Genomic DNA, 24,589 nt, shown 5'->3' on the forward strand with positions numbered 1-24,589 from the left:
TTACAAAACAGCTTTGCTGGCTAGCAGAAATACTCAAGTTCCAACATTCCATAATTTCACGCTTTCTTTATCGTTTTAAGAGAATATTTATGTGCAAGGAAATAATCGTAAATTTATAATAAAAGTGTATCTAAATGCGTGTATTTATTGTTGGAAAGGGTTGTGATTGCTGCTGTTAAGAATTGAAAGTGTTTCTGATTCTTATTTATAGGCAGTGTGATTGCAACTATATGGGTGATTGTTATGAATAAAAAGGTAAGAAGATTTGTAAGCATTATTGCATTGGCACTGGTTTTGACATTTAGTTTTAGCGTAACTTCAAAGGCTTCAACTGATTTTCCTGATCCGGATGTCTTTGACTTTGGAGATATGGTGATATCAGTAAATGCCGGGGCATCGCATTCCATGTATCTTTACTCCAAATACAATTATGTTTGTTATGTAGGTGACCATACCAGCAACCAGACTTATTGCGAATGCAGTTGCAAGGCTGGGTATGAAAACATAGTATTCCACATTGGACTGGATGAAACTGTAAAGAATGTCTTTTTCTTCTTTTATGTAGATCAGGATGGACTTCGTGATGGAAGCAAATACGCTACTGTCGAGACTTATGTTCAGAATATCAATACATCTTTGGCAGATCCAAGCGCGAATGTTTTGAAAGCATATGCAGGAAATAATGCAGAGTTTAACGCATATTTCTATTATGTGAACTACCCGGATCTTCAGAGAGCATTTGGACTTAACGGAGATGCTCTTTTAAATCACTACAATACTTATGGAAAAGCTGAAAGAAGAGTTGCTAATAAAATAAAGTGATTAAATGTAATATCCGCAATCAATATGATTAGGAGCCCATAATGCCAGGATTATACAAAAGTTACTGGCTTATGGGCTTTTTGATACTTTATTTCGTTAAGTATAAAAATTCTGAAATAATAACTTGTTTTCCTCATAATTTCTTCCCATATCTGTTGTTTTAAACGTTTGAATGAAGTAAGCTAGGAGTGAAAAAAGGTTTTTTTATGCTAATTGTTTATCTATTTTTTGAGTTTATCCATGTGTGTGATGTGTTGTTTTTGACAATATAAGTTGGGTTTTAACTATATGATGTAAAGGTCAAAGAGAGATTGTCGTGAGTCCAGACTTTTGACGCTGACATCATTAAATTGGAGGCGGATTATGGAGAAAAAGATAAAGTCATTTTTTTTAACGTCGGTTCTGTTTATTCTTATGGCGCTTGTGTTGAAAGTGCCTTCCTATGCAGCTTCTCCTGCGCAGACTGTCAAGTATGAAACAGAAGTAAAAAAGATTCTTTCCGGAATGAACAGCAAATGGAAGGACGAGGAAAAGCTCTTTTACATTCATGATTATATTGTTACTCATGCAAAATATGATCACAGTTTAAAAGGATGGTCGGCATATGACTGCATTGTAAATCACAATTGCGTGTGTAATGGCTATGCACTTGCATTTGAAGATGTTGTAAAAAGAACCGGAATACCGGTAACTTACATAAGCAGTGTGGTGAATGATCATGCCTGGAACGCAGTTAAGCTTAATGGTAAATGGTACTATGTTGATTGCACATGGGATGACAATTGTGGTGATGATAATGCGTATTCGAAGGCTTGTCATCATGAGGATTTCCTTGTTAGTGAAAAAGGAATGAGAAAGACAGGGCATATAGGAAAAGATTGGCTTAGACGTGACTTGGATGCTAAGAATTATGGTAAGTATACAAAGGTATGTGGTAAGTACACTGACACTAAATATGACAGCATGAAATGGCACGAAACTTCTAAACCGGTTGCACTTCTTTCTAATGGAATATCTTACGCTTCAGATTATGAAACTACTGTATATCTCTATGGCTGTAACGGAGGAAAAGAAACCCCAATTTTTAAAGTTCTGGGCAGTTACTGCAAAAAGACGAAGATTGAAGATGGATGGGTTATAGATCATTCTGATACTCCGCCGGCTTCAGTAACCGGAAGTGGAAATAAAGTATTTATCAGTGTGGGGGATTATGTATATTATTATAATAAAAATGCCATGACTACCAAGACGGTATATAAGCTTTCCTCTGAAGAAAAACTTTCCGGTGTGATTACAGATGTTTCTCTTTCAGGAAGCAATGTCCGTTATGATATAGGAGAACTTAATATATGGGGCGATGCTCAGGCTTCTACAAGGGCAGAATATGTTGCGGTAAATACAATCACGAAGAATTCTGTACCAAGTGGTCAGGTTGATATTACCGATAATGGTGTGAAACACATGAGCATTGGTAGTACTCTTGCATTAAGTTATAAGACTTCAGGAGTTAAGACGCTTAAATGGACAAGTGATAATGTTGCTGTTGCAGAAGTTTCTGCTAAGGGAGTAGTTAAGGCGAAGAAAGCCGGGACCTGCAGAATTACGCTTAGCGGAGGCGGAGCCAAAGATTCTTTTGTTATCGTAGTTGACAGTTCAAAAGAAGAGGCGGCTTCAAAGCCGAAGAAAGTTTCAGGAAAGCCTGATTCAGAGTGGCTTAAGAATTTTGGATACTATTATGTAGACGAGGGTTATCTTTTTGTAATGGATTACAAAGGAAAGGATACTACATATAAAGTACCGGCAACCGCCATATATAGTAATAAGCAATACAAGATTGCTGTGGGATCAAACTTGATCACATGTAATAGCAAGATTCAAAATATCAGCTTTGAAAAGGGAGTAACTATTTTTCCTGGAGATGACCTGGCATACCTGAATGATACTATTAAGAGTATTGACCTTAGAGGGTGCGTGGTAAAGAAAAATGAGTATGGCCGTTTAGCGGTGGCTAGCGATTGTTCAAAATTGGAAACCATAAACATGAAAGGGCTTGATGTGACCGGATGTAATACATGGAGAGCTTCTGCCGGCTGCGAGAAACTAACCACTATAGTTATGCCCAAGTACTATGGTCAGACATACACATTCTGGATGGACAGCAGCATTGAATGGAGAGTTTATGAGAATGAAGAGTATGGAAATGTTACTTACAAAGAACTGAGTGATGCTCCGGCAAATGCTACACTTAAGAAATATGTCGGTCCAAAGAAAAAAGGCACGAAATTTACACAAAGTAACATCACATACAAAGTTGTTGCAGGCACAACGCCTTCTGTAACAGTTACCAAGATAACCGGAAAAACAGCTACAATTCCATCGACGGTTGTTTATAAAGGAGTAAGATATCTGGTAAGCAGCATAAGTGCTAATGCAGCCAAGGATAATGCAAAACTAACATCTGTGACCATAGGAAGCTGTGTGACAAGCATAGGTGAAAATGCTTTTAACAATTGCAAAAAGCTTACTACTATCAATGTAAAATCCGGCCTTATCAAGAAGGTTAAAGGCAATGCGTTTACAGGAGTAAGCAAAAAGGCGGTAGTTACAGTTCCAGCGGACTGCAAGACAACATACACCAAATTGTGGCAAAAAGCAGGATTTCCTAAGGACGGGAAGATAAAGTAAATAAAAGAATTGTAATAATAAGGAAGGTTCAATTTTTCAGACAATGAATATGTCGTGGAAAGTTGAATCTTTCTTTTTGATATAATAGCAATGGAGAAAAATGTTAATTGCTAGTAAAATGCAGTAACATCATTGCGACTGGATAATGTTTCAATTTGGAAAACGTTTTCTAATAATATATGTTGTGATATACTCATGTAAATAATGTAAAGGTCATAAGGTTTTGCTGTGGGTTAAGACTTTTGATTCATATAACAAATAAACGCAAATTTCAGGGAGGTTCGTTATGAAAAGAAAAATAGTAGCAATTTTATTGTGCATGGCGATGCTTGGCGGGTGTGGTGTCAGTCAGAACAATGCAGAAACAAGCAAAAACAATAATTCAGATAATGTAAGCAGTGATGCACCGGGTGCTGCTGATGATGAAACAAAAGATGATAATGATTCAGATGATAAAAAGTCACCTGATAGTGAAAATGCGGAAGAAAATAATATCGAAGATACTTCGATGACAACCCAATTTGATTCAATTCAGAATCTCCCGTTAAATGTGATAGATGACAAATACAGAACAACCTATGAAATATTCGTCTATTCTTTTTATGACAGTGACGGGGATGGAATAGGAGATTTAAAGGGTGTCTCTGAAAAACTTGATTACATAAATGATGGCGATGACAGTACTGATACTGACCTTGGCTGCAATCAGATATGGCTTATGCCGATTTCTCCTTCACCCACATATCACAAGTACGATATAACCGATTACAAGGAGATCGATCCGGAATATGGCACAATGGCGGACTTTGAAGAGCTGCTTGATAAGTGCCACAAAAGAGATGTTAATCTCATAATTGACCTGGTGCTTAATCATACATCTTCTGAGCATCAGTGGTTTAAGGATGCAACGAGATATCTAAAGGACCATCCTGAGCTGACAGCAATCTATGCAGACGATGGTCAGCCGATTTCTGAAATTCAGGAGGAGTGTCCATACCTTTACTATTACAATTTTACCAGGGAAAAACAGACCGGTTTCGTGCAGGTAAATGGCACGGAATGGTACTATGAGGCAAGATTCTGGTCAGGGATGCCTGATCTGAATCTTGATAATCCTGCAGTCAGGGATGAAATCAGTGATATCACCAAGTTCTGGATAGATAAAGGCGTTGACGGCTTCAGGCTTGATGCGGTGACTTCCTACTACACCAATAATGATGCGAAAAATATTGAGTTCATGACATGGCTAAACGACACAGTGAAAGCCCAAAAAGAGGATGCTTACCTTGTAGGAGAGGCCTGGACATCCATGTCTACATATTCTACTTATTATGAGAGCGGAATCGACAGCTTTTTTGACTTTGACTTTTCGGGAAGTGAGGGGGCAATAGCCTCGGTTGCGAGAGGCAAGAAAGCTCCACTTGTTTTTGCAAAGGCTCTTTCTGATGAGGAAAAAGAACTTGAGCAGCATAATAGCGACTACATAAATGCGCCTTTTTATACAAATCATGATATGGCGCGTTCTGCGGGATATTATGTGGGAAAGGGTGCTCAGGACAAAATAAAGCTTGCAGGAGCACTTAATCTTTTAATGGGCGGAAATGCCTTTGTATACTATGGTGAAGAACTTGGCATGAAAGGTTCCGGAAAGGATGAAAATAAGCGTGCTCCAATGCAGTGGGTTACTGACGGGGCAGCAGATAAAACAGGAATGTGCGACGGCCCTAAGGATATGGAAAGCTTCAAGATGGCATATCCGGGACTTGATGAACAGGCAGAGGATGAGTATTCTATTTACAATTACTATAAAAAAACAATCAGACTAAGAAACACATATCCGGTCATTGCAAGGGGCAAGACGCAGCCGGTTGAGAGCCTTTCAGAGGATAAGGTCGGCGCTTTTGTAAGATATCTAAAGCAGGATGAAGCGGAGTTTTCTTTTGAAGAGAACGGAGATGTTATAGGTAATGACGGCAACGCGTCAGTTCTTGGAACAATAGAGAGCTCTGAATATGGGGCAAAAGCTCTTTTGCTCATAATAAATAATTCTGACGAGGAAAAAACTGTAGACCTCTCAAAGTGGAACGGAACAGGGGATGAGCCGATGCTTTCCTATGAACTCTGCACAGGTGAAGAACATGCGGAGCTTGATGGAATGAATCTTAAAGTTCCTGCATATGGAATCGCGGTGCTAAGATGAGTAAGAAAAAATTACCCTTTAGATAATACAAATTGCTGTGGTTCAGGCAACTTGTGAAAAGAGATGCTATTGCGTGACGGAAATTATAAAAATGACACAGGAAATATATATTGGGGGAGATTATGAAAAAGGATTTTGATAATTATATCTTTGACTTGTATGGAACGCTGGTGGATATCCATACAGACGAGGAACAGCCGATACTTTGGGAAAAGATGGCAAATAAACTGTCGGAGGATTTTGAGTCGGAGTTTGAAACGGTCTTTTTGAGGAAAAGATATTTGGAAATATGCGCAGAGGAAGAAAAAAAGCTTGGAAAAGAGAGCGGCGCGCAGTTTCCTGAAATAAGAATTGAAAAAGTGTGGACAAGGCTCATTTTAGAGGGGCGACAGATAATAGACGAGGATTTTGATGATTCTTTTGACAAGGAAAAAGAGGAATTGGAGAACTCGGATGAAGTAAAGGATTTATGTATTTATTTCAGGGAGAGCTCAAGGGATAAATTTGAAGTCTATGATGGCGTTTTTGAGACTTTGAAGAGTATTAAAGCTGCTGGCAAGGGGATTTTTCTTTTGTCTAATGCCCAGAAGGTCTTTACGGAAAAAGAGCTTAAGGATGCGGGACTTTGGGATTATTTTGATGATATATTTATTTCTTCTGATAAAGGAATCAAGAAGCCTCAGAAAGAATTTTTGGAGCAACTTATGAAGGAAAATCACCTTAATCGTGACAAGTGTGTTATGATAGGAAATGATCTTGTCAGTGATGTGGGTGTGGCATTTAAGAACGGAGTCCACAGCTTCTTTTTAAACACCTATGATATTTCTGACAGGAAAATAGAAAAAGAGCTTACTGAGCTTGGTATCAAGGGCTCGGCGCTCATGCCTGTGATAGTGGAAGACGGAGATATCTGCAAAATTCTGTAACAGAATTTGGAATTGAAGATATTTTTGTCCGTTGAAAACTTTTTTTGGCATCAGTCATGTGGTATGTGACTGTAATAATATTAAGAGAGGATTTTTTATGCAGAACAAATTACCAAAAAGAGACGAAGTAGCAAAGGAGCTTACATGGCGCCTTGAAGATATTTACGATGATGAGTCAAAGTGGGAAGCTGAACTTTCAAAAGTAAACGAAATTGCAGATAAAATGGCTGCATTTCAGGGTAAGCTATCTGAGAGTGCACAGACTTTGCTTGATTTTTGCAAGCTTAACGAGGAACTGACACTGTTTTTAGACAGAGTTTATGGATATGCTCACATGAGAGAAGACCAGGATACAGCTAATTCCAAGTATCAGGGATTCCATCAGCGCGCATTATCAGCATATATGGGATCAGCTGAAAAGACAGCATTCATGAATCCGGAGGTTCTTGATTTGTCAGATGAACAGCTTAAGGACTTTTTTGAAAAGGCTCCTGAACTTGGAAGATACAAGGTTATGATCGATGAGATCAGAAGACTTAAGGACCACATGCTAAACAGTGAGATGGAAGCTCTTTTGGCAAGTGCAGGCGAGATGCAGGGCGCTTCACAGAAGGCTTATGGCATGCTTTCAAATGCTGACCTTAAGTTCCCATCTGTTAAGGATTCTAAGGGCGAAGAGGTACAGCTTTCAGACGGAAGATTTGTTCCTACTCAGATGTCCAAGGACAGAGAACTCAGAAAGAACAGTTTCGAGACATATTATGCGAAATATGCAGAATTCAAGAATACATGGGCAGCGCTGTATGATGGAGAAATCAAGGGACGTATCTTTGAGGCTAAGGCAAGAAAGTACAATTCAGCTTTTGAGGCAGCAGTAGACCGCAATAATGTTTCTCCTGCTGTATGCGACAATCTGTTTGAATCTATCCACAATAATATGGATAAGATGCACAGATATGTAAGCCTTCGCAAAAAGCTTCTTGGCGTTGACGAGCTTCATATGTACGATGTTTATGTTGCTATGCTTCCAGAATTTGACATGAAGGTTTCATACGAGGAGGCAAAAGAGCTTTCACTTAAGGCGCTTGCACCTCTTGGTGAGGATTATCTTGCAGTGGTAAAAGAGTCTTATGAGAACAGATGGATCGATGTCATTGAAAATGAAGGTAAGAGGGGCGGCGCATATTCAGGCGGCGTGTACGATGTACATCCTTATATGCTTCTTAATTATAATGATACACTTAACGATGTATTTACTCTGGTTCATGAGATGGGCCATTCAATGCATACATGGTATTCAAACAAGGCTCAGACAATACTTGATGCAAATTATAAGATTTTTGTTGCCGAGGTTGCTTCCACAACAAACGAAGTTCTTCTTTATCACTATATGAAGGATAACGCTAAGACCAAGGAAGAGAAGGCATTTATCATCAACCATTTCCTTGACAGCTTCAAGGGAACAATGTTCCGCCAGACTATGTTTGAAGAGTTTGAGAGAAAGACATGTGAGATGGCAGAAGCAGGCACACCTCTAACATCAGAAGCTCTTTACAATGTTTATCTTGAGCTCAACAAGCAGTATTTCGGAGAAGATATGATCTCTGATGAGCAGATTGGATGGGAGTGGTGCAGAATTCCTCACTTCTATTACAATTTCTATGTATATCAGTATGCTACAAGTTTTGCAGCAGCTGTTGCGATTGCAGACAGAATTCTTAAGGAAGGCGCTCCGGCTGTAGAACAGTACAAGAAGTTCCTTTCAAGCGGATGCACACAGGATCCTGTAAGCCTTCTTAAGATCGCTGGTGTTGATCTTACAACCAAAGAGCCGATTGATGCAGCGCTTGCTGTATTTGGCGAAGCAATTGATGAGATGGAAAAAGTAGTAAACGATTGATTTTAAGGAGTTATTAGTGTCAAAAGAAGTATGGCAGCCGGGAAATATGTTATATCCTATACCGGCAGTAATGGTAAGCTGTGGAAAGACAGGCGAAAAACCAAACATAATAACAGTGGCATGGGCGGGGAATATTAGCAGTTCCCCTGCCATGCTTTCCATTTCTGTCCGTAAAGAGAGATACTCCTACGATATCATAAAGAAAACCGGGGAGTTTGTAGTTAATCTGACCAGTAAGAAGCTTGCAAGAGCTACAGACTGGTGCGGAGTCAGGTCGGGACGAGATTATGATAAGTTCAAGGAAATGAATCTTACTCCCCTTGAGTCTCAGAAAATATCAGCGCCGGGAATCGCTGAGGCGCCGGTCAACATAGAGTGCAAGGTAAAACAGATTGTAGAACTTGGAAGTCATGATCTTTTCATAGCTGAAGTTATGTGCGTTACTGTTGATGACAGACTTCTGGATGATAAAGGAAGACTTGATTTAGGAAAAGCGCAGTTGGTAGCATATTCTCATGGTGAGTATTTTATGCTTGGGGAAAAGCTTGGGAAGTTTGGCTATAGTGTTGCCAAAAAGACAAGCGATAAGAAAGCGCCTACTCATAAAAAACGCTCCAAAGGGAAAAAGTAAAGCTGCGTTTTGGATAGTGTAATATGAAGTATTTTCTGATGTATATAAAACAAACATTGCGGTTCGTACTTAAACCACTTTCTTTTGTACCCGCAATCATAATGATGTGCCTTATTTTTGGCTTTTCGGCACAGGATGCCAAACAGAGTTCACAGCTTAGTTATAAAGTGGGAGTAAAGGTCTTTTCTGTGGCAAACGAAACCCTGGATAAAGGGTGGAGCCAGAAAAAGATTGAACAGCTATCACGAAGGTCACAGTTTTATATAAGGAAAACGGCGCATTTTACCGAATATTTTTTACTTGCTGTATCAATAGCGCTTCCATTGTATGTTTTTGGGATACGAGGGCTGTGGCTTGTAATTCTGGCAGGAGGCTTTTGTATTGCCTTTGCAGGATTGGATGAATTTCATCAATCCTTCGTGGCGGGGCGAAGTCCGCAAAAACGGGATGTCTTTATCGATAGCTGCGGTGTTCTCCTTGGGGTAGTCGTGACCAGGATGGTTGGATGGACAGGGCGAATGACGATATTCAGACCGCTTGCAAACCGCAAGAATTGAATGCAAATAGTTACTGTTTAGACCAAAATGCGCGAATTGGTTACTGAGGAGAGCTACATGCGAGTGAACAGTAACTGGAAATAAATGCAGTTGACAACTTGCGTTTATAAGTGTTTAATGAATATGGAAATTGAATAAACCGCTAGGGGAGCAGTGCTGAGATTGAACGTGTTACACACGTCTGACCCTTATTACCTGACTCGGATAATGCCGACGTAGGGAAGCATATAGGTTGCTTTTTGAAGCAGAAAGTTAGTTTTCTGGTAAGTTTCGAAGAACAAATGGTATCAGAATTAAAGAAATTCCAGTCCTCCCATGATGCGGTAATACATTAAGGGAGGATTTTTTTATGAGTCTGTTTTTACAAAAAGTAGTAGAAGATGGAGATGTAAGTTACACAATTACAAAAGGAGGCTATTTTTTAGTTATTATTCTTGCTTTGATTGCATTTTGTACGATAAGTGTATTTAAGAGTTCCGATGACAAAAACAAGATCAGCATCAAGCAGATATCTGTATCAGCATTGTGCCTTGCGCTCGCATTTGTTCTTTCAAACATCAAGCTCTTTAAGCTTCCTATGGGCGGTTCATTTACAGTATTCAGCATGTTCTTTGTAACATTCATTGGTTACCTCTATGGACCAAGAGTAAGTATGTCAGCAGCCTTTGCCTATGGCCTTTTACAGCTTATTGTGGATCCATATATCATAAGCGTCCCTCAGATGTTGTGCGACTACATTCTTGCGTTCGGTGCGCTTGGCCTTTCAGGATTTTTCTATGAGAAAAAGCATGGAATGATAAAAGGATATCTTTTAGGAATCTTTGGAAGATATGTATTTGCGGTTCTTTCCGGTGTTATTTTCTTTGCATCCTATGCTCCTGAAGGAATGTCACCTCTTGTATATTCTATGGCATATAATGCGACTTATATTGCAGCAGAAGGAATTCTTACAGTAATTGTAATGCTGATTCCTGCAGTTCATGCAGCTCTTAACAGAGTTAAGCAGGAAGCAAATGAAAAGAGTCTTAAGAAACAGGTTCAGTTGGGATAAGAAAAATATAAGAGATTATAATTAATTAAAAAGGGACAAATCTGAATGAGTCATGTTGTATGGTGAGCAATTCAGATTTGTCCCTATTATGCTTACGAAGAACTAACAAAAAGCACTGTATCTGCTGTATTCAGCCTGATTTAAGTGTGCAATGATCTTTATTCCTTCCGGAAGATATTCTGTTGCTTTTACCTTACCAGCTTCAGTCAGACTGCTCACAATGCCGCCTTCTGAGTAGGGGAGCAGCAGTTCGTACTCTTTATCGTTCTCACTTATTTTTTTCTCTATAAGTTCTATCAGAGTATCAAGACTTTCTTTATCCTTGGCACAGATATATGCCCTGTTATCAGAAACTTTCGGAACATCCATTACAAGCTGCTGATTCTCACTTTGTTCCTTCTGGACAAGATCTGACTTATTAAATACATAGATAACAGGAATGTCGCCAGCGCCTATTTCTGCCAGGGTTTGCTGAGTTACTTCCATGTGATGCCTGTATTCCGGGTCTGAGAAGTCGATTATCTCAAGCAGGATATCAGCATATTTGGCTTCCTCAAGGGTGGAACGAAATGCCTTTACGAGGGTGTGTGGCAGCTCACTGATAAAACCTACGGTATCTGTCAAAAGAAAAGGTCTGTGTCCTGGAGCTGCTATTTTTCTGATTGAAGTATCCAGAGTTGCAAAGAGCATGTCTTTTTCCAAAACCTGCTTTTCTTCAAAGTCCTCACCACCGTATAACTGCAAAAGATTGTTCATTATAGTGGATTTGCCGGCATTTGTGTATCCCACAAGTGAAATCTTGGGAGCTGCGGAGTTAAGTCGCTTTCCACGCTGGGTAACTCTTTCTTTTTCCACATTTTCAAGCTCGTGTCTAAGCTCGCTCATGCGATGTTCGATGCGTCGTCTATCCAGCTCCAGCTGTTTTTCACCTGAACCTTTGTTGGAGAGTCTTCCGCTTCCTCCGCCCTGCCTCGAAAGGCTGCTTCTCATTCCTACCAGACGTGGCAACATATAGGAAAGCTGGGCATATTCAACCTGAAGTCTTGATTCTCTTGTCTTGGCTCTTTTAGCAAAAATCTGTAAAATAAGCCCTGTTCTGTCGATAACTTCAGTGTCCAACTGCTTTTCAAGATTTCGTATCTGCATGGGAGAGAGGGATTCATTGAAAATGATTATGCTCACATCAAATACATCAAGAGCATTTGCGATTTCTTCGACTTTACCACTTCCGATATAGGTGCTTCTGTCAGGACTTGGAAGGTTTTGTGTTACAACAGATGCAACTTCTATATCCAGAGCTTTTGTGAGTTCTTTTAATTCTTTCATTGAGCGGTCAAATTCATCATCGCTCTTATCAATATTAAGGCCTACCAGAATTGCTCTGATAGGCGCTTTTTCTTCAATAATCTGATACATAAAAATCCTATAATTTAAAGAAGGTGAATTCCGTTTTTATCTGCTTCTTCGATCATTTCTTCCGGCCATATTGAGCACTGTACTTCGCCGATATGAGCTTTTCTGAGGAAGAACATGCAAATTCTTGACTGACCGATACCGCCGCCTATTGTGTAAGGAAGTTCCTTATTGAGAATTGCCTTCTGGAATGGAAGTTCAGCTCTCTCTGTGCAGCCGGCTTTTTCAAGCTGTGTTTTAAGTGAATTCTCATCAACACGGATTCCCATGCTTGAAAGTTCAAGGGCAATATCAAGAATTGGATAGTAAACAATGATATCAGCATTTAACTGCCAATCGTCATAGTCAGGAGCACGTCCGTCGTGTCTCTGGCCTGAAGCAAGAAGATCACCGATCTGCATGATGCAGACAGCACCCTTTGCCTTGGCAATGTAGTATTCACGCTCTTTAGCAGAATACTCGGGGAACATATCCTCAAGTTCCTGTGTTGTGATGAAGAAGATATCATCAGGAAGAATCTCTTCAATATAATCGTACTGAATAGACATGAATTTCTCTGTCTTGCGAAGAACCTTATAAACGTCTCTTACGGTAGCTTTAAGGAAATCAATATTTCTGTCTTCCTTATTTATAACTTTCTCCCAATCCCACTGGTCTACGAAAATGGAATGGATGTTATCAGGAACTTCATCGCGTCTTACGGCGTTCATATCTGTGTAAAGACCTTCATACACGTTGAAGCCATACTTCTTAAGAGCGTATCTCTTCCATTTTGCAAGAGAGTGCACGATTTCAGCAGGACGCTCGTTTTCATATTTGATATCAAAAGCAACAGGTCTTTCAACACCGTTAAGGTTGTCATTTAATCCTGATTCAGGTGTTACAAATAATGGTGCAGTAACTCGCTGAAGATTTAATCTTGTTGCAAGCATGCCCTGAAAAAAGTCTTTGACTGTTTTGATTCCGACCTGGGTATCGTGAAGATCCAAAGCGGATTCATATTTCTTGGGAATCTTGAGGTTTTCCATCTTTAATACTCCAATTCACGTAAAATTCATTAAAAAAACACTACTTTACATCTTAAAACTTGGACGAATAATATGCAAGAAAATTATGCGGATAAGGTGTTATATGTTACTGTTTTGATGGGAATCTTGACCTTATATTAAAAGTTCGATTTTTCGTCACAGTTTCGTCACAAAAAACTATTTACAAAAACGTTTAAGGTTTGTATATTACTAGTTACAGTTGTTGCCGAAAAACAATTAATTACGTAGGCAGTGTACATAGGAGTTTCACATTTTATGGCAATGTGTATGTGAAACGGGGATTTTTGCCCCTAGGAGGTAAGCTTAGAATGTTAGATAAAGTGATCAAGAAAAACATTGTTTTGAAACCATCACAGGTCAAGGAATTCGTAGATGCAGCTACTAAGTGCGATTTTGACGTGGATATATATTACAACAGATATGTAGTAGATGCTAAGTCTATTTTAGGTGTGTTTAACCTCGACCTTACAAAGACACTTACAGTAGAGTACAGTGGTTTCAACAGCCAGTTTGAGCAGTATCTTAACAGTCTTGCTATTGCAGGCTGATAGGAGAATGCATAAAGTAGGAATTCTTTAATAATTGTTTAATGCTCATACGATTATAAATAGAATATGTACAGGAATCCCAGCACGAGATTGTGCTGGGATTTTTTTGTGAAAATGCCTCCATGTATATACTGCTATGCGGAAAATGTTCTGCTTTGGATATGCAACTATTTATTTCATTTACAGTGAATTCTGCTATAATACACTTGATGTTGTGGCGAAAGTGTTTTTTTACCCTAGATAATGGGACAGCTTTCTTGGCTATTCATAGTTGCACGAAACAATCCGTTATATCACTTTTGTTCGTTACATCATTTTATATAAAAAACACTAATATAAAACGGGAAATGTATTATGACAATTAACATCTCAGTGCGCGGCTTAGTGGAGTTCATACTTCGAAGTGGTGATATAGATAACAGAATACAGCAGGCTCCCACCGATGCCATGCAGGAAGGCGGAAGGATACACCGCAAGATACAAAAGAGCATGGGGGCAGATTATCATGCCGAAGTGCCGCTTAAATATATACATGTAACTCCGGATTATGAGCTTGTGATCGAAGGAAGGGCAGACGGTATTTTGGATAAGTATATTGATGATCCAAATGCCTATGATGCTCAGGAAAGCTTTATATCCGCTTCAAAACCGGCGCCCATGATTGATGAGATAAAGGGCACCTATAGAGATCTTTTTAAGATGAAGAATCCTGTTGAGGTTCATCTGGCTCAGGCAAAGTGTTATGCAGCAATGTACTCATTTATGAAACATTGCCCAAATATAAATGTCCGGATGAGTTATTGCAATCTGGATACAGAGGACATGAAGTATTTTGACTTTTCTTTTTCTTACGAGGAGATTACATCCTGGTTCAAAGAACTAGTCTTTCAGTATCTAAAATGGTCTGATTTTGAATATCATTGGACTGGACTTAGGACATCTTCGATAAAATCAGTTCAGTTCCCATTTCCTTACAGAGAAGGCCAGAAAGACCTGGCTGCAGCAGTTTACAGGACTATCATCCATGGTAAAAAACTTTTCCTGGAAGCGCCAACCGGCACGGGAAAAACTATAACGACGATCTTTCCTACTGTAAAGGCGATAGGCGAGGGGAAAAGCAGCAAGCTCTTTTACCTGACAGCAAAGTCCATAACAAGGACTGTGGCAGAGGAAGCGTTTGAAACTCTAAGAAATAATCAGGGACTTAGGTTTAAGACGGCAACCATAACTGCCAGGGATAAAATCTGTTTTCTTGATGAAACAAAAAGAAACTGTAACCCGGAGGCGTGTCCCTATGCAAAAGGACATTTTGACAGGGTTAACGATGCAATCTTTGAACTTATGAATTCCGAAGATTCTTTTAGCCGAGAAAAGATTGTTGAATTTGCGCAAAAACATCAAGTCTGTCCATTTGAATTATCGCTGGATATGAGTCTTTTTGCAGATGGAATAATCTGTGACTATAACTATGTCTTTGATCCATTCGTGTATCTGAGACGTTTTTTTGCTGAGGGTAAAAAGACTGACTATGTATTTTTGGTGGATGAAACCCATAATCTTCTTGACCGCGGCAGAGATATGTATAGTTCCTTTTTGAGAAAAGAGAGCTTCTTGGAGCTAAAGAATGATATAAAGGAGTTTCACCCTTCCATAGCAGGGCATCTTGAAAAGTGTAATAAAGTTCTTTTGGAGATGAAAAGAGAATGTGATGGATGTACAGTGCTTAATTCTATCGAAAAACTGATAAATCCATTAAATACACTTGCTGGGATTATTTCTGAATATCTGGAGAATCATTCTGAGGGCCCGTGCAGGGACGAAATCCTTCAGTTTTATTTCGATGTTTCCAGATTTTTGACCATTTATGATCTGGTGGATGATCATTATGTTATGTACAGTGAATTTGCCGAGGATGGGAGTTTCCTTGTGAGACTTGCGTGCGCTGATCCTTCGAGAAATCTTGCGCTATGTATGGCAAGGGGAAGATCTTCGATACTGTTTTCTGCGACTCTTTTGCCGGTTCAATATTATAAAAAGCTTCTTGGGGGTACGGATGAGGATTTTGAAATATATGCTAAATCCGTCTTTGATCCTGCAAGATTAGGCCTTTTTATAGGAACGGATGTAACAAGTAAGTATTCCATGAGAAGTACTCAGCAATATGACAGCATAGCTTCCTATATTGCGAATATGATTGAGGCAAAAGCAGGAAACTATCTGATTTTCTTTCCTTCACATCAGTTTTTGGAAAGTGTTCAGGAAATATTTGTGGATAAGTATTATGATCCTGAGAATACAGAGCTTCTTATACAGGGTGATTACATGAGTGAAGAAGCAAGGGAAGCTTTTCTTGAAAGGTTTTCCACAGGTAATAATCTGGATCTGTCCTCAATCATCAACATGGATATTGAAATTGTGGATAACAAGAATCTTGTTGGTTTTTGCGTAATGGGTGGCATATTTAGTGAAGGAATAGACCTAAAGAACGACAGTCTTATAGGCGTTATTGTTGTTGGCACAGGGATTCCTATGGTTTGCAATGAGCGTGAGATACTTAGGGAATACTTTGAAAAAAGAGGCTACGACGGCTTTGACTATGCCTACAGATTTCCCGGAATGAACAAGGTTCTTCAGGCTGCAGGCCGAGTTATCAGGACTGAAGAGGATAAAGGAGTTGTAACTTTACTGGATAACAGATTTACGCAGATGAGTTATAAAACACTTTTTCCACGGGAGTGGATAGGTTATAAGAATGTAACGACCGGTACAGTCAAAAATGCGATAATTCAGTTCTGGTCTGAAGTTTAAGGTGACAAAAAAGTAAAAATTACGTTTTTATCGCTAAAAATAGGTATATTGGTAGACATAAATCATATAATATGAAATATATGTAAACCACAAAAACGCTTGAATTGTATCAATTGTGCGTACAATAATAGAATTTTTCACAAAACTGATAAAATAGTTACATTAAGATGACGTGGGTGTCATGTGGATAACTCTGTGGAAATTGGGGATTAGTTATGTGGGTAAAAATCGAAGTGCTGATAAACAGTGAATTTGAAGTAGTCGGAAAAATAAACAGGAATACGAACAAAAATACACATATGACCGATTGAGTCAAATGCAATATGTAAACCAAAATAAGTGTGACACAGATGTCATATCGTGCTTACGGGATAATAAAGTATCTTGACAACATTTTTTTTTACTAATATAGTTAGATTTAATTAAATTCATAAAGGTTATGAAAAAGAGGAGTACATATTTTTCAGAGTCTAAAGAGAATGTGCCTATGTTGGACGGATAGCGCTTGAAGATAGTGTTTGACAAGAAGGCTTTCGTGATACATATGCTGAGAGGCACAGGCATGAGAATATGGAAGGTAGCTTTTGAACCGGACGCCCAGAAAGATTTTTTGATAGGAAGTAATATTGAGAAGTCACAAGCGTTCCCGCATTATCAGCGTTAAAGATTTAATGAGTTATAAGACAAGGTGGTACCGCGTAAATACGCCCTTAGAAATCTATTGTGGATATTCTAAGGGCTTTTTTATTTAGAATTTTAGAGGCCCTGGATTTATCCATCTACTAATGTAAAGGAGAATAATATGAAGAAAGAACTTGCAAAGACTTATGATCCTAAAAGTATTGAAGGCCGTCTTTATTCCAAGTGGGAAGAGAAAAAATACTTCCACGCTGAAGTAGATGAGACTAAAAAGCCTTTTACAATCGTTATTCCACCGCCAAATATCACCGGTAAGCTCCACATGGGACATGCCCTTGATAATACAATGCAGGATATCCTCATCAGATTTAAGAGAATGCAGGGCTACAATGCACTTTGGCAGCCAGGAACTGACCACGCTTCAATTGCTACAGAGGTTAAGATTATTGATGCTCTGAAGGCAGAGGGAATCGACAAGAGAGATCTTGGTCGTGAGAAATTCCTTGAGCGCGCATGGGAGTGGAAAAAAGAATACGGCGGAACAATCATTTCACAGCTCAAGAAAATGGGTTCTTCCTGCGACTGGGACAGAGAAAGATTTACAATGGATGACGGATGTAACGAGGCTGTTACAGAAGTTTTCTGCAAGATGCATGAAAAAGGATATATATATAAGGGAAGCCGTATTGTAAACTGGTGTCCTATCTGCAAGACTTCTATTTCTGATGCAGAAGTTGAGTACGAGGAGCAGGCCGGACATTTATGGCATATCAAATATCCTGTTATCAATGAGGATGGAACAGTTTCAAAGACAGATTTCATTGAATTTGCTACAACTCGTCCTGAGACAATGCTTGGTGATACTGCAGTTGCAGTAAATCCGGATGATGACAGATACAAGAGCTTTAAGGGCAAGAAAGTTCTTTTACCTATAGTAAACAGAGAGCTTCCAATCGTTGAGGATTCCTATGTTGATATGGAATTTGGAACAGGTGTAGTTAAGATTACTCCTGGTCATGACCCTAACGACTTTGAGGTTGGAAAGCGCCATAATCTCGAAGAAATCAATATCTTAAACGATGATGCTACTATCAATGCAAATGGCGGCAAGTTTGAGGGTATGGACAGATATGCTGCAAGAGAAGCTATCGTAAAAGAACTTGATGAGATGGGACTTTTGGTAAGAATAGAGGACTATACTCACAATGTAGGCACACATGACCGTTGTCATACAACTGTTGAACCTATGATCAAGGCTCAGTGGTTCGTTAAGATGGATGAGCTTATAAAGCCGGCTGTTAAGGCAGTTAAGGAAGGCGAGATCAAGCTTATCCCACCAAGAATGGAAAAGACATATTTCAACTGGACAGATAACATCCGTGACTGGTGTATTTCAAGACAGCTTTGGTGGGGACACAGAATTCCTGCTTATTACTGCGACAAGTGCGGAGAGGTTGTTGTTGCTAAGAGCGCTCCTACAGTTTGTCCTAAGTGCGGAGAGACACACTTCACACAGGATCCTGATACTCTTGATACATGGTTTTCATCAGCACTTTGGCCATTTGAGACACTTGGATGGCCTCATGATACCAAGGAACTTAAGTATTTCTTCCCTACAGATGTACTTGTTACCGGTTATGACATTATCTTTTTCTGGGTAATAAGAATGATCTTCTCAAGCTATGAGAACATGGGAACATATCCATTCCACACAGTTCTTTTCCATGGCCTTGTAAGAGATTCACAGGGACGCAAGATGAGTAAGTCTCTTGGAAATGGTATCGATCCATTGGATATCATTGAAAACTATGGTGCAGATGCACTCAGACTTACACTTATTACAGGTAATGCGCCCGGAAACGATATGCGTTTCTATAATGAAAGAGTAGAAAACAGCCGTAACTTTGCAAACAAGGTTTGGAATGCTTCAAGATTTATCATGATGAACATGGCTGAGGATGCAAAGAGTGCTATTCACCAGGAGATGCCTGCAGGTCTTGAGCCTGTTGACCACTGGATCATCAGTAAGCTCAATAATACGGTAAAAGAAGTTACTGATAATATGGAACATTACGAGCTTGGTATCGCTGTTCAGAAGGTATATGACTTTATCTGGGATGAGTTCTGCGACTGGTACATTGAAATGGTTAAGCCTCGCCTTTATAACTCAGATGACAAGGTTTCACATGAAGCAGCTCTTTGGACACTTCAGACAGTTCTTTTGACAGCGCTTAAGCTCCTTCATCCTTATATGCCATTTATTACTGAGGAAATCTTCTGCACAATGCAGGATGAGGAAGAGTCAATCATGATCTCTGAGTGGCCTGTATATAAGGAAGAGTGGAACTTTGCTTCTGATGAAAAGGCGATTGAGACAATCAAGGAAGCAGTTCGCGGAATCCGTAACGTTCGTACACAGATGAATGTTGCTCCTTCACGTAAGGCAAAGGTTTTCGTTGTAAGTGAAAAGGAAGAAGTTCTTGATATTTTCAGAACAGGTAAGCTTTTCTTTGAATCACTTGCATATGCTTCTGAGTCGGTTTGCCAGAGCGGAAAAGATGGAATTGCTGATGATGCGGTTTCAGTAGTTTTGGCTGATGCAGCAGTTTATATTCCTTTCTCTGATCTTGTAGATCTTTCAGCTGAGATTGAGCGTCTGACTAAAGAACAGAAGAAGCTTGAAGGTGAGCTTAAGAGATCACAGAATATGCTCAGCAATGAGAAATTCCTTGCGAAAGCGCCTGCTGAGAAGATTGCTGAAGAAAAAGAAAAGCAGCAGAAGTACCAGCAGACTTATGATCAGATAACAGAAAGACTTGCACAGTTATCTAAATAAGATTGATATCATTATATAGCAGGTCTTAGAGGTTTTATGTTAGAGGAATTAGAAAAAAGTGTTTCAGCGCTGATAAGCCGTGCTGATAATGGGGAAAAGATAATGCTCTCGGAATGTGATGATTTTTTAAATCACATTCCGAGCTTTACGAATAAGCATACAATAGAGGATACAAGGCTTTTCTTGGAGTTTTTGGGAAATCCTGACGAGAACATGAAAATAATCCATGTTGCAGGAACGAACGGCAAAGGCTCTGTATGCAGCTATGTATCTTCTGTGCTTATGAAAGCCGGATATAAGGTGGGGATGTTTACTTCTCCGCATCTTGTTAAGATCACGGAAAGATTTTGCATTGATTCAAAGCCTATATCTGATGGCTTATTTGTTGAGATTTTTATTGAATTATTGAAAAGGGTTTTGGAATATGACAAAGAGGATTATTTTCCTACATATTTTGAATACCTTTTTTTTATGGCAATGCTATTGTATGACGTATATCCTGTAGATTTTCTGGTGCTTGAAACGGGACTTGGCGGGCGACTGGATGCGACAAATTCTGTCAAAAAGCCGATGGTTTCTGTAATTACTGAAATTGGATTTGATCATATGCAGTATCTTGGGAATACCATCGGGGAAATCGCAGGTGAAAAGGCAGGGATTATCAAGCCTTCGGTACCTGTTATCTTTTTTGACAAGAGAGAGGAAGCTACAGAAGTTATCAAAAGGCGTGCACTGGAACTGGATTCAAGGGTAGTCGCTGTTGAAAAAAAGGATATTACTGATATAACTCTCTCACAGGATGATGCGGGAAACAAATACATTGCTTTTTCTTATAAATCCTTATATGATAAATATGTTGACCTAAAACTCTCGACAGTTGCAAGGTATCAGACGGAGAATGCGGCAATAGCTCTTGCAGCCCTTGAAATACTGAAAAGTCAGGGCGTAGAGCTTTCTGAACTGGATATCAGAGAAGGTCTTATAAGTGCAAGATGGGAAGGCAGGATGGAAGAGATCCGTCCGGGAATTTATGTGGATGGAGCTCATAACCTTGACGGAATCACGGCTTTTCTTGAATGCGCAGGTGATATTGAGTGTTCAGGCAGGAAACTGATGCTTTTTGGAATCGTGGGAGATAAGCAGTATCCTACAATTATCCGGAAGATATTGGAGAGTCGCCAGTTTGAGCAACTATTTGTGGCAGTTTTAGAGACGAACAGGTCGGTTTCGATTTCTGACTTAAAGAGTGCATTTGGGGATGCGGAAGATGAGCTTGGTCTCATTGGCGTTCCTGTAAGGTATTACAGCAATGTCAGGGATGCGATAACAGATATTATTACAGTCAGAAAGTCCGGAGATATGGTGTTTGCCACCGGTTCATTATATTTGGCTGGTCAGATAAAGGGAATGATGTAAATGATTAATTTTGAAGAAGAACTTAAGAAGTTCAAACCAAGTCTTGAAATAGAAGATGCAGAAGATATCATCTACAATCAGGATTTAGATGATATGTCAGATGTACTAGTGAAGCTCTTAAAAGAGGCTAAATCAGAATCTTACGATCAGAAGAGGGCTAAATAACAATGAGATGTTATCGTTGTGGGGCGGAACTGGATAAAAGTGATGTTTGTCCAGGATGTGGGACAAATGTAAAGGTAAATAAACGAATTGTCAGTCTTTCCAATGTCTTTTACAATGAAGGACTTGAAAAGGCGGGCGTTCGTGATATGACCGGCGCGATAGATGCATTAAGGCAAAGTCTTAAGCTTGATAAGAATAATATAGATGCCAGAAATCTTTTAGGACTAATTTATTATGAGACTGGGGAAGCTGTTGCGGCGCTGTCTGAATGGGTTATAAGTAAGAACTTAAAACCTGAGGACAATCTTGCTGACAAGTATATGGATTATGTAAGAAACAGCCCGGCTCAGCTTGATGCAATAAACCAGACAATCAAGAAGTTTAATATTGCTCTTAATTACTGCAAGCAGGACAGCCTGGATCTTGCAGTGATTCAGCTTAAAAAGGTTCTGTCTTTGAATTCCGGATTTATCAAGGCACATCTTTTGCTGGCTCTTTTATATCTGAAAAACGGAAACTGGGATAAGGCTAAAATAGAGGCTCAGAAGGCACTTAAACTGGACACCGGAAATGTAATGGCAAAGCGCTATCTCAGAGAAGCTGACAGTATGCTTCTTCCGGGAGAGAGCGGAAAGCTTGTTTCCGATATAGCTTCTTCTGATAGTGATGAAGTTATCAGGTATAACAGCGGAAATGAGATGATAATTCAGCCTGTAAAAAAATCTCCTATTGCAAAGTCAAATTCCATCTGGGGAATACTTTTAGGGGCAGTTTTGGGTTTTGCTGCGGCTTGCTTTTTAGTGCTTCCACAGCGAATTCAGAGCATCAACAATAATAATCAGAGCAGAATAACTCAGATAAGTGAAGAATCAGACGCTAAGTCAGCTCAGATAAATGCTTATGAGCAGCAGGTCAAGAACCTGGAGACCCAAATTGCTGATCTTCAGTCTAAGGTTACGGACTATGAGGGTGTTGATAGTACATCTGCTGCTATGAACAGCCTTATGAATGCTACAAATATATATTTTAACGATTCATCAGATATTGAAGCTATGGCTGCAGCTCTTGAGAAACTTGATCTGAATGCGATTGATGATGATGTTTCTTCTGAGTTTAAGGAACTGTACAATACTCTTATGTCTTTGGTTGGTCCGCAGCTTGCAACTTCTTATTACAATGCTGGATATGCTGCTTATAAGGAAAAAGATTACGAGACAGCAATAACCAATTTTTCTAAGGCATATCAGTATGATAATACAAATGTGAATACTGTTTATTATCTTGGAAACTCATACTATGAGCATGGGGATCTTGATAATGCAAAGACTACATATGACGCGGTTATTACTAATTTCCCCGGAACACAGAGTGCGTCATCAGCTCAGACAAAACTTGCGGAGATCAATAATTCCGGCAATTGACGATTAAGGGTTGAATTACAAGTAATGATTAACTTTTCTGATTTGACATTTATATTCAGGTTCCTGCCTGTTTTTATAGTGGTATATTATCTGACCCCCATTGAATATAGGACTTCCACGCTGCTTATAGGCAGCCTGATGTTCTATGCGGTGGGGGATCTTAAGATGTTTCCGGTTCTCTGCATTGCTGTAGTCATCAATTATCTTTTCAGTAAGGCTCTTAAGGGTGGCGGAAGCAAGAAGCTTCTTGGTTTTATAGTTCTTTTAGATGCGCTGATGCTGGTTGAATTTAAAATTCTTGGGCAGTTTGTGGACAATAGCTTTATGCCCATCGGTATCAGTTTCTTTACTTTCAAAATGATTTCATTCCAAATTGATAATTATCGTGGAAAAATAGACATCGAGTCAAGATTTTTGGATGTTGCTGCTTATTTTTGCATGTTCCCTCAGATTGTCTCCGGACCTATCATGAGATATCAGGACTATACAGAAAATCCTTTTCTTCGAATTGGCAAGATAGATATAGGCGCTGCAGTAGATGATGAGGAGAAGAAAGAAAAGTCAGAGGATGAATATGTTCAGAATAATAAAGTAAGCACAGAGGAACTTGAGATTCTTGACCTTGATACTAAGGAAGGAATGGATAAGCTTGAGGATAAGCCAAGTTTCCTTGAATATATAGAGGATGGTCTTAGATTTTTTATCATTGGTCTTGGAATGAAGGTTCTTATCGCAGATCATCTTTCAATGCTCTGGCGCGATATAGGAACTATTGGTTATGAGAGTATTTCCACACCGCTTGCATGGCTTGGCGCAGCTACATATTCCATGGAATTGTATTATGATTTCTGGGGATATTCACTTATGGCTGCCGGAATTGGTGTGATGCTTGGATTTCCTTTTATTATCAACTTTGCTCAACCATACAAGTCCAAAAATGTTGCTGAGTTTTACAGAAGATGGCATGCAACATTGGGCTCATGGTTCAAGGATTATATTTATTTTCCACTGGGAGGCAGCAGAAAAGGTAATTTCAGAACGGTTATAAATCTGTTGACCGTATGGCTTATTACCGGTTTTTGGCATGGAGTTACATTTAATTTTATTTTGTGGGGAGTTGCTATATTTGTTATCATAGTATGCGAGCGCTTTTTGCTTAGAAAATTCCCGGGAATTATAGAAAAAATATTTGGAAGAGTGAATGTATTTGTGCTCATTCCACTTACATGGGTTATTTTTGCTATTTCCGACGTAAATATGCTTGGAGATTATTTCAAGCGTCTTTTCCCGTTCTTTGGTGCCGGAATAGCAGTTAATAAGGGAGATTTCATGAAAAATCTTCAGATATATTGGAAAGTCCTGCTTCCTGGAGCAGTACTTCTATTTCCACAGGTTTATTCTTTTTTTGAAAAAAACAGGAAAAAGCCTGTCGTTTCTGTAGTGCTTTTGGTATTGTTCTGGGCTTGTGTTTACAGCTTATCAAACGCTGCAGGAAATCCATTTTTATATTTTAAGTTCTGAT

Annotated in this window: 17 protein-coding genes and 1 riboswitch; of the genes, 15 read left to right on the top strand and 2 right to left on the bottom strand. The window is 39.3% G+C overall.

The features are described from left to right. Window positions 1-243 precede the first annotated feature (243 nt). From BM086_RS13215 to thiT, 8 genes are all read left to right on the top strand, one after another. A complete protein-coding gene (locus BM086_RS13215; RefSeq protein WP_092327480.1) occupies window positions 244-822 on the top strand; it encodes a hypothetical protein in 579 nt (192 codons plus the stop codon). Between the two features lie 363 nt (window positions 823-1,185). Beyond that, window positions 1,186-3,507, top strand: coding sequence for a leucine-rich repeat protein (locus tag BM086_RS13220; protein ID WP_092327482.1), 2,322 nt, complete (start codon window positions 1,186-1,188; stop codon window positions 3,505-3,507). 286 nt (window positions 3,508-3,793) lie between these two features. Continuing rightward, window positions 3,794-5,707, top strand: coding sequence for an alpha-amylase family glycosyl hydrolase (locus BM086_RS13225; RefSeq protein WP_092327484.1), 1,914 nt, complete (start codon window positions 3,794-3,796; stop codon window positions 5,705-5,707). Window positions 5,708-5,829: 122 nt separating this feature from the next. Continuing rightward, window positions 5,830-6,633: an HAD family hydrolase gene (locus tag BM086_RS13230; protein WP_092327487.1), complete on the top strand. Its 804-nt coding sequence runs from the start codon at window positions 5,830-5,832 to the stop codon at window positions 6,631-6,633. A 97-nt stretch (window positions 6,634-6,730) separates the two neighbouring features. After that, window positions 6,731-8,533: an oligoendopeptidase F gene (gene pepF / locus BM086_RS13235; RefSeq protein WP_092327490.1), complete on the top strand. Its 1,803-nt coding sequence runs from the start codon at window positions 6,731-6,733 to the stop codon at window positions 8,531-8,533. Between the two features lie 16 nt (window positions 8,534-8,549). Beyond that, window positions 8,550-9,164: a flavin reductase family protein gene (locus tag BM086_RS13240; protein ID WP_092327493.1), complete on the top strand. Its 615-nt coding sequence runs from the start codon at window positions 8,550-8,552 to the stop codon at window positions 9,162-9,164. Between the two features lie 38 nt (window positions 9,165-9,202). Further along, window positions 9,203-9,721, top strand: a complete 519-nt coding sequence (locus BM086_RS13245; RefSeq protein ID WP_242952204.1) for a VanZ family protein — start codon at window positions 9,203-9,205, stop codon at window positions 9,719-9,721. Between the two features lie 134 nt (window positions 9,722-9,855). Further along, a riboswitch (TPP riboswitch) is annotated at window positions 9,856-9,960 on the top strand. Between the two features lie 110 nt (window positions 9,961-10,070). Beyond that, window positions 10,071-10,772, top strand: coding sequence for an energy-coupled thiamine transporter ThiT (thiT, locus tag BM086_RS13250; RefSeq protein WP_092327499.1), 702 nt, complete (start codon window positions 10,071-10,073; stop codon window positions 10,770-10,772). A 102-nt stretch (window positions 10,773-10,874) separates the two neighbouring features. Here thiT and hflX read toward each other — a convergent pair whose 3' ends face one another. Both hflX and asnA read right to left on the bottom strand, forming a co-directional pair. Further along, complete coding sequence (gene hflX, locus BM086_RS13255) at window positions 10,875-12,188, bottom strand: GTPase HflX (protein WP_092327502.1); 1,314 nt, start codon at window positions 12,186-12,188, stop codon at window positions 10,875-10,877. Window positions 12,189-12,202: 14 nt separating this feature from the next. Beyond that, complete coding sequence (gene asnA / locus BM086_RS13260; RefSeq protein WP_092327505.1) at window positions 12,203-13,213, bottom strand: aspartate--ammonia ligase; 1,011 nt, start codon at window positions 13,211-13,213, stop codon at window positions 12,203-12,205. 329 nt (window positions 13,214-13,542) lie between these two features. Here asnA and BM086_RS13265 point away from each other — a divergent pair, with 329 nt between their 5' ends. The 7 genes from BM086_RS13265 (at window position 13,543) to BM086_RS13290 (ending at window position 24,588) form a co-directional block, all read left to right on the top strand. Next, window positions 13,543-13,782: an HPr family phosphocarrier protein gene (locus BM086_RS13265; protein ID WP_092327507.1), complete on the top strand. Its 240-nt coding sequence runs from the start codon at window positions 13,543-13,545 to the stop codon at window positions 13,780-13,782. 354 nt (window positions 13,783-14,136) lie between these two features. Continuing rightward, complete coding sequence (locus BM086_RS13270) at window positions 14,137-16,590, top strand: ATP-dependent DNA helicase (protein ID WP_092327510.1); 2,454 nt, start codon at window positions 14,137-14,139, stop codon at window positions 16,588-16,590. An 802-nt stretch (window positions 16,591-17,392) separates the two neighbouring features. Beyond that, on the top strand, window positions 17,393-20,065 hold the full coding sequence (locus BM086_RS13275; RefSeq protein WP_092327513.1) for a valine--tRNA ligase: 2,673 nt from the start codon (window positions 17,393-17,395) through the stop codon (window positions 20,063-20,065). A 36-nt stretch (window positions 20,066-20,101) separates the two neighbouring features. Next, the gene (locus tag BM086_RS13280; protein WP_175560273.1) at window positions 20,102-21,481 is read left to right on the top strand and encodes a bifunctional folylpolyglutamate synthase/dihydrofolate synthase; all 1,380 of its coding nucleotides are present in this window, start codon (window positions 20,102-20,104) and stop codon (window positions 21,479-21,481) included. Continuing rightward, window positions 21,482-21,646 (top strand): hypothetical protein, encoded by a 165-nt coding sequence (locus tag BM086_RS20980; protein ID WP_175560274.1) that lies wholly within the window; start codon window positions 21,482-21,484, stop codon window positions 21,644-21,646. Between the two features lie 2 nt (window positions 21,647-21,648). After that, window positions 21,649-23,067: a tetratricopeptide repeat protein gene (locus BM086_RS13285; protein WP_092327515.1), complete on the top strand. Its 1,419-nt coding sequence runs from the start codon at window positions 21,649-21,651 to the stop codon at window positions 23,065-23,067. A 138-nt stretch (window positions 23,068-23,205) separates the two neighbouring features. Next, window positions 23,206-24,588: an MBOAT family O-acyltransferase gene (locus BM086_RS13290; protein WP_207650988.1), complete on the top strand. Its 1,383-nt coding sequence runs from the start codon at window positions 23,206-23,208 to the stop codon at window positions 24,586-24,588. Window position 24,589 lies beyond the last annotated feature (1 nt).

The sequence above is a fragment of the Butyrivibrio sp. YAB3001 genome (assembly GCF_900112195.1).
Lineage (GTDB): Bacteria > Bacillota > Clostridia > Lachnospirales > Lachnospiraceae > Butyrivibrio.

Excerpts from the sequence above, each read along its gene's own strand:
- BM086_RS13215 (WP_092327480.1), top strand. The coding sequence starts at position 244 with ATGAATAAAAAGGTAAGAAGATTTGTAAGCATTATTGCATTGGCACTG.
- BM086_RS13220 (WP_092327482.1), top strand. The coding sequence starts at position 1,186 with ATGGAGAAAAAGATAAAGTCATTTTTTTTAACGTCGGTTCTGTTTATT.
- BM086_RS13225 (WP_092327484.1), top strand. The coding sequence starts at position 3,794 with ATGAAAAGAAAAATAGTAGCAATTTTATTGTGCATGGCGATGCTTGGC.
- BM086_RS13230 (WP_092327487.1), top strand. The coding sequence starts at position 5,830 with ATGAAAAAGGATTTTGATAATTATATCTTTGACTTGTATGGAACGCTG.
- pepF (WP_092327490.1), top strand. The coding sequence starts at position 6,731 with ATGCAGAACAAATTACCAAAAAGAGACGAAGTAGCAAAGGAGCTTACA.
- BM086_RS13245 (WP_242952204.1), top strand. The coding sequence starts at position 9,203 with ATGTATATAAAACAAACATTGCGGTTCGTACTTAAACCACTTTCTTTT.
- thiT (WP_092327499.1), top strand. The coding sequence starts at position 10,071 with ATGAGTCTGTTTTTACAAAAAGTAGTAGAAGATGGAGATGTAAGTTAC.
- hflX (WP_092327502.1), bottom strand. The coding sequence starts at position 12,188 with ATGTATCAGATTATTGAAGAAAAAGCGCCTATCAGAGCAATTCTGGTA.
- asnA (WP_092327505.1), bottom strand. The coding sequence starts at position 13,213 with ATGGAAAACCTCAAGATTCCCAAGAAATATGAATCCGCTTTGGATCTT.
- BM086_RS13265 (WP_092327507.1), top strand. The coding sequence starts at position 13,543 with ATGTTAGATAAAGTGATCAAGAAAAACATTGTTTTGAAACCATCACAG.
- BM086_RS13270 (WP_092327510.1), top strand. The coding sequence starts at position 14,137 with ATGACAATTAACATCTCAGTGCGCGGCTTAGTGGAGTTCATACTTCGA.
- BM086_RS13275 (WP_092327513.1), top strand. The coding sequence starts at position 17,393 with ATGAAGAAAGAACTTGCAAAGACTTATGATCCTAAAAGTATTGAAGGC.
- BM086_RS13280 (WP_175560273.1), top strand. The coding sequence starts at position 20,102 with ATGTTAGAGGAATTAGAAAAAAGTGTTTCAGCGCTGATAAGCCGTGCT.
- BM086_RS20980 (WP_175560274.1), top strand. The coding sequence starts at position 21,482 with ATGATTAATTTTGAAGAAGAACTTAAGAAGTTCAAACCAAGTCTTGAA.
- BM086_RS13285 (WP_092327515.1), top strand. The coding sequence starts at position 21,649 with ATGAGATGTTATCGTTGTGGGGCGGAACTGGATAAAAGTGATGTTTGT.
- BM086_RS13290 (WP_207650988.1), top strand. The coding sequence starts at position 23,206 with ATGTTCTATGCGGTGGGGGATCTTAAGATGTTTCCGGTTCTCTGCATT.